Origin of the sequence: Pedobacter sp. BG31 (assembly GCF_042464845.1) — a bacterium.
GTDB lineage: Bacteria > Bacteroidota > Bacteroidia > Sphingobacteriales > Sphingobacteriaceae > Pedobacter > Pedobacter suwonensis.
Window position 1 is genome coordinate 297,975 of sequence record NZ_JBHNZK010000003.1, and the last position, 13,703, is coordinate 311,677.

Genomic DNA, 13,703 nt, shown 5'->3' on the forward strand with positions numbered 1-13,703 from the left:
TAAAAATCTGAGAGGTCTTTTTTTGTCTTTTATTCTATCTGGTTGATGCCACACCAGCCAGCAGAATAATACAGTAGGAGATTGCCAGTCAAACCGGAAATGACGTTTTATACTTCCAATAACCTTTCCTGGAATTGGGAAATTTTTTCTATAGTAAGTTGCTGCATAATCTGGTACAAATGGGTTTTAAACATATTGATGGTATGGTCTCCACCGTCGTTACCCAATGCCCCAACGCCATACATAAACGGACGGCCCATAAAATTAAATTCAGAACCTACGGCATGTGCCCTGGCCAAATCAACACCCGAACGGATTCCTCCATCCATCATGACTTTCAGTTTTGACTTGTAGGCATCATTTGCTGCAAGTTTAATTAAAGAGTTGATCGATGATTCACCCGCATCAATCTGTCGGCCGCCGTGATTCGAAACGATGACCCCATCAACGCCAATCTGGATAGCAGCCTGCATATCTTCGTCTGTAGCTATGCCCTTTAATACCAATGGACCTTTCCAGATTTCGCGGATTGCCGACACCTTTTCAATGTCAACTTTTCCGGTAAAGGTTCGGTTCATAAACTGTCCCAGCTGAGACATGTCCATACCTTTTTCCATATAAGGTTTTAAGGTAGCAAAAGAGGGAATGCCATGTTGCAACGTTTTAATACCCCATAATGGTCTGGCAAAGGCCTGTAAAATATTACTGACAGACATTTTGGGTGGTATGGAAAGGCCGCTTTTAATTTCCTTATATCTTAATCCGAAAGCAGGAACATCTACCAGCACAACCAAAACCGGACATTCAACTGCTTTTAACCGTGATAGAATGTCATCCCGTAATTTATTTTCGGTGGGATGGTAAAGCTGAAACCAGGCTTTTCCTTCTGAAACTTCAGCAATGCGTTCGATGCTGCTGGTAGATACCGTACTCAGTGTGTAGGGAATATTGTGTCTGGCTGCCGCCCTCGCTAAAATTTCGGGTGCATTAGGCCACATCAAACCTTGTAAACCGATGGGAGAGATGCCAAAAGGTGCACTGTATTTATGCCCAAAAAGCTCAACCGACATATCAATTTCCCCACCAACACGCAAATAATTTGGTTTAAGGTAAATATTATCGAAGTCGCTCTCGTTTCTTGATAAATTAAGTCCCTCATTACAACCACCTTCCAGGTAATCAAAAGCAAATTTTGGGATTCTTGATTTGGCTCTTTTTCTTAAATCGGCTACAGAAGGGAATTGAGGATTATAGGGGAATGTAATCTTTTTACTCATAATTAAATATTGTGTTGGTCAGATGGTGTTTTAAAAAATGAAAACTAATGTTTTGTATGATGTTTTCCATCCTGCACTATCTGCTATTTTGTATTGATCGTTTTGGGTTGGAATTTGTTTGCGCTCGTTTCCAAACGAGTGCATAAATAGCAAAACGATTATATCGTTATAAACGATAAAATATTCAACGCTCGTTGGAAACAAGCGTTGGCGCGTAAACTTTAAATACCATAAAATTCCTTTGCATTATCAGAAAAAATCATTTTTCTCTCTGCTGCAGTAAATTTTTCTGTGTAGTGATTTACCAGATTGAACCAATCCTGATATGGCCTGCTGATCAGCACGACCGGCCAATCGCTGCCATACATTACACGTTCAGGACCAAATGCTTCAAATATGACATCAAAACAGTTAAATAATTCTCTTTCCTTCCAGTTTAGCCAATCCGCTTCAGCCAGGAGGCCTGATACCTTACATCGCACATTTGGATTGTTGGCCAAAGTTTTAATATTTTTAGTCCACTCTTTTAAAGTCTGTTTTTTTACATCCGGTTTACCACAATGATCCAATACAAATGGTTGGTCGGGAATTTGATCAACCATTTGTATAATCGCATCCAATTGGTTGTGATAACACAATAAGTCGTAGGTATAATTGTATTTTTTTAGCCGCTTAACACCAGCAATAAAAGCAGGATTCAGGATAAAATCACGGTTTTCGGCCTGTAATACATGTCGCCAGCCTTTAATGAGCTGATGGTTTTGCCAGTGGCTTAAGCGTTCGTCAAGATCAGGATCAAGCAGGTCAACCCAACCCACAATACCTTTTATAATTTCATGTCGTGCGGCCAGTTCAAGTAGAAAATGATTTTCTTCTTCCGATTGGCTTGCTTGAACAGCAATACATCCCTTAATATTTAAATCATTATAAATATCCAAGAGATTTTCGGGAGCAAAATCTTTGCGAATGATTTGCATGTCGTCATTAATCCAGTTATCCCTAACTGGATCGAAATTCCAAAAATGTACGTGGGTATCAATCATTTTATTAAAGTTTAAATATCTGATCGGTTAAGATCCATTTTGCTTCTGTTGTGGTTTCCCGGTATTGCTTTTATTATAAAATGAGGTTTGCACCATCAAAAAATCAGCGCCAGGGCAATATCTTTTTATCTTAAATGTCGCTATAGGATTTAACAATTTGTTTACTGGAGCCTAAACCATCAATACCCAATTCAACCACATCACCAGGTTTTAAATACCATGGCTCCGGTTTTTGTCCCAAACCTACGCCGGCAGGTGTGCCAGTAGTAATGATGTCACCTGGCAAAAGGGTCATAAACTGGCTGATGTAGGAAACCATAAAAGGCACATTGAAAATCAGGTTCGAGGTATTGCCATCCTGTAAAGTTTTTCCGTTAACAGTTAACCAAAGACGCAGATTGTGTACATCGGCAATTTCGTCCTGTGTGGCAATAAATGGTCCGATTGGCGCAAAAGTATCGGCACTTTTTCCTTTAACCCATTGTCCGTTACGCTCCAGCTGGAATTCGCGCTCGCTGTAATCGTTATGCAAAACGTAACCCGCAATATGATCCAAAGCATTTTCTTCACTTACATAACTGGCTTTTTTACCAATAACAATGGCTAATTCTACCTCCCAATCGGTTTTTTTACTGTTTTTGGGGATGACCAGATCATCATTCGGTCCTACGATAGCAGAAGTTGCTTTAAAGAATAAAATCGGCTCAGTTGGAATAGGGGCATTGGTTTCGGCGGCGTGGTCTTTGTAATTTAAACCCACACAGATAATTTTTGACGGGCGGGCCAAAGGCGGACCAAGACGTACGCCTTTATCTACCCGTGGCAAATCAGCAGATGCAATAGCTGATTTTAGTTCTGCTAAGCCGTCGCCGCCAAAAAATGCTTCGTTATAATCACCGACCAATGCAGATACATCATAATAATTATCGCCGATGATCACTCCTGGTTTTTCTGCCCCTGCTTCTCCAAATCGTATTAATTTCATGTTAAAAAGGTTATATTTTGTATTTAAGAAGAATATTAATTGTTTAAAGTCGTAAATCCACCGTCAATCGGGTAATCGCAACCGGTAATAAATGCGGCTTCGTCACTACATAAATATAATGCCAGCGCACCGATTTCTTCAGGGCTGGCCATACGGCCAATCGGCTGCGTTTTAGATAATTTATCGAACATTTCAGGAATATTGTCCGGATAGTTTTTCTGTAAAAATCCATCTACAAATGGGGTATGCACCCTTGCCGGAGAAATGGAATTACACCTGATGTTCTCACCGATATAATCTTTAGCTACACTCATGGTCATGGCTTTCACTGCGCCTTTTGCTGTACTGTACGCGAACCGATCCGGTAAGCCAACTAAGGCTGCAATAGAGGCCATATTAATGATTACACCTCCGCCAGCCAAACGGATTTGTGGAATGGCAGCGTGAAGGCAGTTGTAAACACCTTTAACATTCACACGCATTACCCGGTCAAAATCACTTTCATCAGTCGTATCGGCTTTACCAATATGCGCAATACCAGCATTATTAACTAAAATATTGATGTTTCCTATTTGCTCAAAAACAGCTTTAACGGCATTGTGGTCTGAAACATCGCAGGCATAGCTAAAAGCCTGCTTTCCTGCTGCTTTAATTTCATCAAGCGTATCTTGTGCCTGTGCAACACCCAGTTCAATGATATGTACTTCGGCATCTTTTTTGGCGAGAATAGTTGCAATAGCCCTGCCGATTCCACTTCCGCCACCTGTAACTACTGCTTTTTTGTTTTTGAGTGAAAACATGTGTATTGTTTAAATTGATTGTTGATGTAATATACTTATGTTGATTTTGCACCCTTCACATTATAATTTGTGCTTGCTACCGATTGAAAAGCGGCGGAATATTATAATTGATTAGAATACGACTACAAATAAAATAAATATTGTTGATTAAAAATTTTATCTTCTTGTCTAAATATTAACAGATATTGTCATACCAGCCGAAAAGCTTTAAACAGGCTTTACCTTGCATAAATTTTACAAAACGCAAAAGTCAATTTACTTATATTTGAATATTATTTTTATATTTAAATAATATTATAACCAAATATTATCCATTACCCAAGTTTAAAGGGTTTGTGATTTGAGCCAGATTAAATGAGAAAATTTCTGATTTTTATTTCCTGTTATTTTTTATCGATCTCTTTTTCAAGTGCAGGAAACCGCACTGATAAAAACATTTTAATCCCTGCAGCTGCGCATACAAGGATAAAGTTTGGTGCAGAACGGATTTTAAAGGCATTGAATAAAATTGGTTACCAGACCAGAATAATGCAACAGGCTAAAGCAGGGGGAAGCAAACCAGGTATTGTAATCGGCATATTCTCCGATGCGATTATAGCTGGTAAATTACCGGCAGCCGTAAAAAATACGATAGCCACCGCTAAAAAAGAAGCTTACACCATTTTTACAGATAAAAACGGAACCATTTATATCGCTGGTCATGATGCTTCAGGCACTTTATACGGCTGCATTGAACTGGCCGACCGAATTCATGATACCCGAAAATTGCCGACTGCTTTATCGCTTACCGATCAGCCTGAAATGGTGTTACGTGGCACGTGCATCGGTTTGCAAAAGCCGGATTATTTACCCGGACACGATGTTTATGAATATCCATACACGCCTGAAACTTTTCCCTGGCTTTACGATAAGGCTTTATGGATTAAGTACCTCGACATGATGGTGGAGAACCGCTACAACTCCCTTTATTTGTGGAACGGCCACCCGTTTTCGTCTTTATTACGATTAAAAGCCTATCCTTATGCTGTAGAAGTAGATAATGCCACGCTCAAAAAAAACGAAGAAATTTTCAGGTTCTTAACGCACGAGGCTGATAAACGTGGCATTTGGGTAATTCAGATGTTTTACAACATTATTATCCCTAAACCTTTTGCCGATAAACACGGATTAAAAACACAGGATCGCAATCGACCAATTATCCCTTTGATTGCGGATTACACCAAAAAATCGATCACTGCATTTGTCGAAAAATATCCGAACGTAGGTTTAATGGTGGCATTGGGCGAAGCCATGGAAGGAGTTGGGCAGGATGATATCGATTGGTTTACCAAAACGATTATCCCCGGTGTGAAAGACGGTTTAAAAGCTGCCGGTATAAAAGAAGAACCGCCTATTGTTTTGCGGGCACACGATACCGATGCACCCAGTGTAATGAAAGCTGCTTTACCACTTTATAAAAACCTGTATACCGAGAATAAATTTAATGGTGAAGCGTTAACCACTTACACACCACGCGGGGCCTGGGCAGAACTGAACCGTAAACTCGCAGCCATTGGCACGGTAAATATCTCCAATGTACACATCCTGGCTAATCTGGAACCTTTTAGATATGGTTCGGCAGATTTTATCCAAAAATCGGTACAGGCCATGAACAAAATTTATGGCGCCAAAGGGCTGCACCTGTACCCGCAAGCCAGCTACTGGGACTGGCCATATGCTGCAGACGATGTTAAAGGTCGTTTATTAGAGGTAGACCGTGACTGGATCTGGTACAAGGAATGGGGCCGCTATTCCTGGAATTCACAAAGAGACCGCACGCAGGAAATAAACTATTGGGGTAAAGCACTGGCCGATAAATACGGAACCAGCCTAATGGGTGGAAAGGCCATTCTAAATGCTTATGAAGAATCGGGAGAGATTTCGCCCAAACTCCTGCGCCGGTATGGCATAACTGATGGCAACCGACAGACCTTAACGCTGGGTATGTTAATGACGCAGCTTATTAATCCATATCGTTACGGCGTATTTACTTTAATGTACGAATCGGAAGCGCCGGAAGGAGAGATGATTATTGATTACGCCGAGAAAGAATTTAAAAAGCTGGGCCATATCGGCGAAACACCTGTGCAGATTGCCAGAGAAGTTGTAGTACACGGTCAGAAAGCTTTAGCTGCTATACAAAACGCAGCCCCAACCGTAACTAAAGATACCGCAGAATTTAACCGGCTTAAAAACGACATGTATTGTTATGATGCCATGGCCAACTTTTACGCTGAAAAGGTTAAAGCCGCACTCTGGATATTACGCTATAAATACTCAAACAACGTGGCCGATCTGGATCAGGCATTGCCTTTTCTTGAAAAAAGTGTAGCATACTATGCCAATCTGGTTAAATACACCGAAAGGACTTATTTATATGCAAACAGTATGCAGACCAAGCAACGCAAAATTCCGATGCGCGGCGTGGATAAAACATTCATCCACTGGCGTGAAATGTTGCCGGTTTTTACCAGGGAACTCAATCATTTTAAACACAGTATTGATTCTTTAAAATCGGTTAAGCAAGGAGAAACAGCTAAAATCATCAACTATAAAGCGGCGGCAGTACAAATTTTAAATCATAAAGCGACTTATGTAATTGCTAAAGAGGCCGTGGTTTTTAGCGATACTACGGTCAAAATTAAAGAACTTGCAGACGAGTTGCAGGGTTTAAAGGGCATTCAACTTTCCAAAGCCAGCCAAATTAAAAATGGAACTGAAATTAAGTTTAGTACCGCACAGTCCGTAAAATTGCTGGTTGGCTTTTTTAACCAGAAAAACCCACAGTACCTGGCAGCACCGCAACTGGAAACCGATGCAAGTGCCAATAATTATGGTCAGTCGGAAATTAAAATATCAAATGCGCTGGTTGCCACAGGCTTCCCGCCGGTTAACATACACGCTTACGCTTTTCCCGCCGGCACACATACCTTAAATTTAGGCAAAGGTGCTTGTTTGGTATTGGGTTTTATTGACGATAAACAGGAACTGCGGATTTTTAACGCAGGATTGGACGGACATGGAAAAGATATAGACTGGTTATTTGAATGATGGTAAACACAAGAAATTTTATAGCCACAGCGATATTATCGCTATGTGCTTTTATGGGCTTTGCGCAGCAAAAAACGGTTATCGGAACAGATAAACTAAAAAAGTATGTAACGTATTTTAATGCTATTGATAATGAGGCTGTAAAAAACTACATAACTAATGCCGAAGCCTTTAACTGGCTTTCGGGGCAGATTCCTTTATTTGAATGCCCTGACGAAGTGCTGGAGCAAAATTATTATTACCGCTGGTGGACGTATCGCAAGCATCTGGTCAAAACTCCGGAAGGTTTTATTTTTACCGAGTTTATTGAGCCTGTAAAACATGCAGGTAAATACAATTCCATTAGCTGTGCCTTAGGTCACCATCTTTACGAGGGCAGGTGGCTGAAAGACAACAGCTATTTACAGGATTACGTGAAATTTTGGCTCTACCTTGCTGATGTAGGTCAGACCAGGCAACGTTTTCACCAGTTCAGCAGCTGGGTTGATGATGCTGTATACCAAAACCATCTGGTAAAACCCGATCAGAAATTCTTAAAGGATATTTTACCTGCATTGGATAAAGACTATGCCAAATGGGAATCAGAGCGAAAGCTCAAAAACGGCTTGCTCTGGCAAAACGACGTGAAAGATGGAATGGAGGAATCGATCAGCGGATCGAGGAAAGATCAAAACCAAAGGCCTACCATTAACAGCTATATGTATGGCAATGCTATTGCTTTAAGTAAGCTCGGTAAAATGTTTGGCGACAACAGCTTGGTAGCTAAATATAACCTTAAGGCCGATTCAATTAAAAAACTGGTCCAGGATAGTCTTTGGAACCCAGCTTCAGCTTTTTTCGAAACCAGGAAGGCAAAGGGCGGACATGCCGGGGTTCGCGAAGCCATAGGTTTTATTCCATGGGATTTTAATTTACCAGACGATAAAGCCAGCTACGCAAAAGCCTGGGATCAGTTGTTAGATACCGCAGGCTTTAATGCGCCCTGGGGCCTCACCACTGCAGAAAGGAGAAACCCGACGTTCAGAACGCGCGGTACGGGCCATAGTTGCGAATGGGATGGCGCACTCTGGCCATTTGCCAGCTCGCAAACGCTCAAAGGATTGGCCAACCTGCTTACCAACTATAAACAGCATGGTAAAATGAGCGCCGCCGTGTTCTATAAAGAGTTACATAAATTCGCTGCGTCGCACACCAAAAATGGCAAACCTTACATCGGTGAGTACCAGGACGAGAGGAATGGCGAATGGTTAAAAGGTGATAATCCGAGAAGTAGCTTTTACAATCACTCTACTTTTTGCGATTTGATTATCAACGATCTGGTTGGCATCAAACCACGAGCAGACAATATTTTGGAAATCTATCCGCTAATTCCCAAAAATCAATGGGATTGGTTTATCCTTGATAACGTTTCCTATCACAACAAGATTTTAACTGTATTGTGGGATAAAACCGGAAATAAATATCAAAAAGGTAAAGGATTTTTAGTGTTTGCAGATGGAAAGATGATTTTTAAAGGCAAAGATTTAAAACCTTTAAAAGTGATGATGAATTAAATAAGTAATCCTATCCGTAGTATTAAGCGCAGCGTCACTACGGATTATTGAATAAAATTGAGTTTATAACTTAATCTTCAAAAACGAGTCAGAGACTCTTTTCTATTTATTAATCCGTAGAACCCTTCGGAATTCTATGGATAGAGATGAGCTAAAGCGATACAATCGCTCATCTCGTGCATCCTCGTTACAAACGAGAACGATAGTAAATAAAACATCTGTCCGTAGTGTTAAGTGCAGCGTCACTACGGATTATTGAATAGGATTGAGTTTATAACTCAATCAGCAATACGGGTCAAAGACTCATTTCTATTCCAATCGGTAGCGTTTGGAACGCTACGAAGAGATAGGAGTAAACTGAGGCGATACAATCGCTAAGCTCGATCATCCTCGTTACAAACGAGGACGATAGTAAATAAAACCGTCATTGCGAACTGGAAGGCGGGGAGGCGAATGGCGTGAAGCAATCTTTTTAAGAAAATTTGCTTGTATTGCAAGTATACCGAACATGGATACAGCAAAAAATAAATATTTAAACCTAATGAGATACATAATCAAGACTTTAATTTTTGCAATAACAGTTATCGGTTACCTTAACGCAAAGGCACAAGGGTACTATAACGTAATTGAATATGGCGCTAAAAACGACAGCAGTAAACTGGCTACTACAGCCATCAAAAATGCGATAGATGCAGCTTCAAAAGTGGGTGGAGGTACTGTTTATTTTCCGGCAGGTAAATATTTAACAGGGCCAATCCATTTAAAAAGTAATGTTACCATTTTAATTGATGCTGGTGCAGAGCTCCATTTCAGCGATAACTTTGACGATTACCTTCCGATGGTCAAAAGCCGATATGAAGGGGTAGATGTAACCAGCTTTTCGCCCTTGTTTTATGCCTATAAAGCCGAAAACATCTCGATTATCGGTCGTGGTATAATTGATGGCCACGGTAAAAAATGGTGGAATTTTGTTGAAGGTTATAAAGAAGGGCAGCCGGTATCGAAATGGCAAACCACCTTTGCCAGCCTAAATAAGGACATCATCTTACCGGACGATCCCAAACAAATGAAACGCGGCTTTTTACGTCCGCCGTTTATCCAGCCCATGTTCTGCAAAAATGTGTTGATCGAAGGCATTACCATTCGCAATTCACCATTCTGGACGGTTAATCCTGAGTTCTGCGAAAATGTGAAAGTTCATGCGGTAACCATAAATAATCCGCATTCGCCCAATACCGATGGCATTAACCCCGAATCGTGCAAAAATGTACACATTTCAGACTGCCACATCAGTGTTGGCGACGATTGCATCACCATTAAATCCGGTAAAGATGCACCAGGCAGGAAAATGGCAGTTCCGGCCGAAAACTATGTAATTACCAATTGTACCATGTTGTCTGGTCATGGTGGCGTGGTAATTGGCAGCGAAATGTCGGGCGATGTACGCAAGATAACCATTTCCAACTGCGTTTTCGATGGAACTGACCGCGGTATCCGCATCAAAACCGCACGTGGAAGGGGTGGTGTAGTAGAGGAGATCAGGGTGAATAATATCATCATGAAAAACATCCGCGAACAAGCCATTGTACTCGATATGCAATACGCTAAAACCAAGGTTGAACCAGTTTCAGTACGTACGCCGGCATTCCGGAACATTCATTTCGCCAACATCACAGGACAGGTAAACCAGGCGGCCTATTTAAACGGGCTTGAAGAAATGCCCATCAGCAATGTTACTTTTACCGACATCAACCTTGATGCGAAAAGTGGTTTTTCGATTAGTAATGCTACAGCTATTGAACTACACCACGTAGCCGTTAATACCCAAATTGGCCCTGCAATAAAGGCAACTCAGGTAAGTAACCTGATTATAGATGGGCTAAAAAGCGACAAAGTGCCTGCAGATGCAGCCGTTATAGACTTAACCAATACTTCTGACCTCTTTTTATACAATGCTTTTCCTTCATCTGAAGTAAATACATACTTAAAATTAAGTGGTGCTGAAACGAAAAATATATTTTTAGGCAACAATAATTTCAGAAGGGTGAAAACGCCCGTTAAAAAAGAAAAGGAAGTAATGGCCACTATAGAAATTATTTCGGGCGATAAAGTACAATAACATGAAATTTAAATCTTTAGCCACTTTAATTTTAGCCGTAATTGTTCAATCAAATGCCTGGACACAGGAAAACAACAATATTTTGTGGTATAATAAACCTGCAGAAAAATGGACAGATGCATTGCCAATTGGTAACGGCCGCATTGGCGCCATGATTTTTGCGGGTACCATGGTCGATCATATCCAGTTTAATGAAGAAACTTTATGGACGGGAAAACCAAGAGATTACAACCGAAAAGGGGCATATAAATATTTAAAAGACATTAGAGAACTGCTTTTTGAGGGAAAACAAAAAGAAGCCGAAAGCCTTGCGCAGGCACAGTTTATGGGTTTACAAAGCGAAGCCGGAGACAAAAATGCCTGGGTAAACCAAATGAAGGCAGGAAAAGGCTTAACGGGTAATCCTGCGTTGACCAATTTTGATGACAAAAACTGGATAAACCTCAAAGTACCAGCTTTTGATGGCTGGGAAACGGCTGGACTTGCCAATTTAGACGGAGCAGTATGGCTTCGAACAACTTTCGATGTCCCTGAAAAATGGAATGGAAAAGATTTGATACTTGATCTTAACCGCATCCGTGATCAGGATTTTACCTACATTAACGGCACATTGGTTGGCAATACTGATAACAATGAACCGAGAAAATACACCGTTCCGGCAAAACTGGTTAAAACAGGCAGCAATACCATTGCTATACAGGTGCTTAATTATGCTGATAAGGGTGGTTTACTCGGCTATAAAGATACCAGCAAAAAAATTGGTATTTATCCGGTAGGATCAGATATTACACAAGGAGTTTCACTGGAAAAAGCATGGAAATATAAAATTCAGGATGAAAACCCGCCTGCCATATCGCAGTATCAGGAGAGCTACCAACCCTTTGGTGACCTTAACTTATACTTTAAATTTAGTAAACCACTGGTAAGCCATTATAAACGATCGCTGGATATCAGCACGGCGATAGCTAAAACCACTTTCACCAGCAATGGGGTAAACTATCAGCGCGAATATTTTGCCAGTCAACCCAACCAGGCGGTCGTTATTCATTTAAGTGCCAATAAACCTAAAGCCATCACCTTCGATGCAGAATTATCAAGTCCGCATCGCCGGTCGGCCGTTAAAATACTGGATAAGCAAACACTTGCTTTAACAGTTGCAGTTAACAATGGGGCATTGAAAGGAGAAAGCAGGTTAACGGCAATCGTTAAAAAAGGAAGTTTAAAAATTGCAAACGGAAAAATCAGTATAAATCAGGCAGATGAAGTTACCCTCTACTTAACTGCAGGCACTAATTTTATTAATGCGCAGGATGTTTCGGGCTTACCGGCTGCCGCCAATGTTAAAGCACTCAAAAGCCTCAAAGGGAAAACCTATGCTGAAATAAAACAGAACCACGTTAAAGAATACCAGCAATACTACAACAGGTTTGAGGTTAGTTTTGGTCAGTCAGAAAATGAGCGCCTACCAACAGATGAGCGTTTGAAAAAATTTGTAAGTTCCGGTGATGCTGCTTTTGCTGCTTTATATATGCAATATGGACGGTATTTACTAATTTCAAGTTCAAGACCAGGAACGCAACCGGCCAACCTGCAAGGCATTTGGAATGATTTATTAACCCCGCCATGGGGCAGTAAATATACCACCAACATCAACCTGGAAATGAATTACTGGCCAGCAGAAGTTTTAAACTTATCGGCCTTAAACGAACCCTTATTCCGGAAAATTAAAGGTTTAATCAAAACCGGTGGCGAGACGGCCAAAGCATATTACAATGCAAGGGGTTGGGTGATACACCATAACACCGATTTATGGAATGGAACCGCCCCTATAAACGCTGCTGATCATGGTATATGGGTAAGCGGCGCAGCCTGGTTATGCCAGCATTTATGGGAGCATTACCAGTTTAGCCATGACCGGAAATTCCTCGAAAAAGAAGCTTACCCTTCAATGAAACAGGCTGCGCTGTTCTTTGTAGATTTTCTGATAAAAGATCCTAAAACAGGTTGGTTAATCAGTACACCGTCTAACTCACCCGAAAATGGAGGTTTGGTAGCAGGGCCAACTATGGATCACCAGATTATCCGCTCGCTGTTTAAGAACTGTATTGCAGCCGCTGATGTACTCCATACCGATACAGATTTCAAAAAAATACTGCAGGAAAAGTTGAAACAACTGGCACCAAATCAAATTGGTAAATATGGCCAGTTGCAGGAGTGGCTAACCGATGAAGACGATACAACCAACAAACACCGTCATGTTTCACATTTGTGGGGCGTTTATCCCGGCAGCGACATTACCTGGGATGCCGATGCCAAAATAATGCAGGCAACAAAACAATCATTGCTGTATCGTGGAGATGATGCCACGGGCTGGAGTTTGGCCTGGAAAATAAATTTCTGGGCCCGGTTTAAGGACGGCGATCATGCCATGAAACTGGTAAAGATGTTGATGAAACCAGCCAATAACGGAGCCGGATCTTACTTAAATCTTTTCGACGCACATCCGCCGTTTCAGATTGATGGCAATTTCGGGGGATCTGCGGGAATAGCTGAGATGATCCTGCAAAGCCATCAGGGCTATCTGGATATTTTACCGGCTTTGCCAACAGCGATGTCTACTGGCAATATCAGAGGTTTACAGGCCAGAGGTGGTTTTGAAGTAGATTTGAGCTGGGAAAAGGGTACATTAACTTCATTTACACTTAAATCTAAAACCGGTGGAGATTGCACGTTGCATTATAAAAATTTAGTGATAGAACTGCACACCAAAGCAGGCGAAACTTATAAACTGAACGGAGATTTGAAATGATGAGTTGGTTGAGGAATTGTTTTGATA

The 13,703-nt window shown here is 41.1% G+C and carries 8 protein-coding genes; 4 read left to right on the forward strand and 4 right to left on the reverse strand.

The features are described 5' to 3' along the window. Positions 1–107: 107 nt before the first annotated feature. The 4 genes from ACFE6N_RS06435 to ACFE6N_RS06450 form a co-directional block, all read right to left on the reverse strand. Positions 108–1,277 carry an alpha-hydroxy-acid oxidizing protein gene (locus ACFE6N_RS06435; RefSeq protein ID WP_378934898.1) on the reverse strand — a complete coding sequence of 390 codons (1,170 nt, stop codon included), beginning with the start codon at positions 1,275–1,277 and terminating at the stop codon, positions 108–110. 221 nt (positions 1,278–1,498) lie between these two features. Further along, positions 1,499–2,320 carry an amidohydrolase family protein gene (locus ACFE6N_RS06440; RefSeq protein ID WP_378934900.1) on the reverse strand — a complete coding sequence of 274 codons (822 nt, stop codon included), beginning with the start codon at positions 2,318–2,320 and terminating at the stop codon, positions 1,499–1,501. A gap of 130 nt (positions 2,321–2,450) precedes the next feature. Further along, positions 2,451–3,305: a fumarylacetoacetate hydrolase family protein gene (locus ACFE6N_RS06445; RefSeq protein WP_378934902.1), complete on the reverse strand. Its 855-nt coding sequence runs from the start codon at positions 3,303–3,305 to the stop codon at positions 2,451–2,453. A 35-nt stretch (positions 3,306–3,340) separates the two neighbouring features. Further along, positions 3,341–4,105 carry an SDR family NAD(P)-dependent oxidoreductase gene (locus ACFE6N_RS06450; protein ID WP_378934904.1) on the reverse strand — a complete coding sequence of 255 codons (765 nt, stop codon included), beginning with the start codon at positions 4,103–4,105 and terminating at the stop codon, positions 3,341–3,343. A 354-nt stretch (positions 4,106–4,459) separates the two neighbouring features. Between ACFE6N_RS06450 and ACFE6N_RS06455 the strand changes: the two genes are divergently transcribed. The 4 genes from ACFE6N_RS06455 to ACFE6N_RS06470 all read left to right on the forward strand — a co-directional run bounded on the left by ACFE6N_RS06455 (position 4,460) and on the right by ACFE6N_RS06470 (position 13,676). Then, positions 4,460–7,195: a hypothetical protein gene (locus tag ACFE6N_RS06455; protein ID WP_378934906.1), complete on the forward strand. Its 2,736-nt coding sequence runs from the start codon at positions 4,460–4,462 to the stop codon at positions 7,193–7,195. Then, positions 7,192–8,748, forward strand: coding sequence for an MGH1-like glycoside hydrolase domain-containing protein (locus ACFE6N_RS06460; protein ID WP_378934908.1), 1,557 nt, complete (start codon positions 7,192–7,194; stop codon positions 8,746–8,748). Before ACFE6N_RS06455 ends, ACFE6N_RS06460 begins: the two co-directional genes overlap by 4 nt. Before the next feature lie 541 nt (positions 8,749–9,289). After that, positions 9,290–10,867 (forward strand): glycoside hydrolase family 28 protein, encoded by a 1,578-nt coding sequence (locus ACFE6N_RS06465; protein WP_378934910.1) that lies wholly within the window; start codon positions 9,290–9,292, stop codon positions 10,865–10,867. Position 10,868: 1 nt separating this feature from the next. Beyond that, a complete protein-coding gene (locus ACFE6N_RS06470; RefSeq protein ID WP_378934912.1) occupies positions 10,869–13,676 on the forward strand; it encodes a glycosyl hydrolase family 95 catalytic domain-containing protein in 2,808 nt (935 codons plus the stop codon). Positions 13,677–13,703 lie beyond the last annotated feature (27 nt).

Bases quoted from the DNA above. Each gene is read 5' to 3' on its own strand.
- ACFE6N_RS06435 (WP_378934898.1), bottom strand. From the start codon at position 1,277: ATGAGTAAAAAGATTACATTCCCCTATAATCCTCAATTCCCTTCTGTA.
- ACFE6N_RS06440 (WP_378934900.1), bottom strand. From the start codon at position 2,320: ATGATTGATACCCACGTACATTTTTGGAATTTCGATCCAGTTAGGGAT.
- ACFE6N_RS06445 (WP_378934902.1), bottom strand. From the start codon at position 3,305: ATGAAATTAATACGATTTGGAGAAGCAGGGGCAGAAAAACCAGGAGTG.
- ACFE6N_RS06450 (WP_378934904.1), bottom strand. From the start codon at position 4,105: ATGTTTTCACTCAAAAACAAAAAAGCAGTAGTTACAGGTGGCGGAAGT.
- ACFE6N_RS06455 (WP_378934906.1), top strand. From the start codon at position 4,460: ATGAGAAAATTTCTGATTTTTATTTCCTGTTATTTTTTATCGATCTCT.
- ACFE6N_RS06460 (WP_378934908.1), top strand. From the start codon at position 7,192: ATGATGGTAAACACAAGAAATTTTATAGCCACAGCGATATTATCGCTA.
- ACFE6N_RS06465 (WP_378934910.1), top strand. From the start codon at position 9,290: ATGAGATACATAATCAAGACTTTAATTTTTGCAATAACAGTTATCGGT.
- ACFE6N_RS06470 (WP_378934912.1), top strand. From the start codon at position 10,869: ATGAAATTTAAATCTTTAGCCACTTTAATTTTAGCCGTAATTGTTCAA.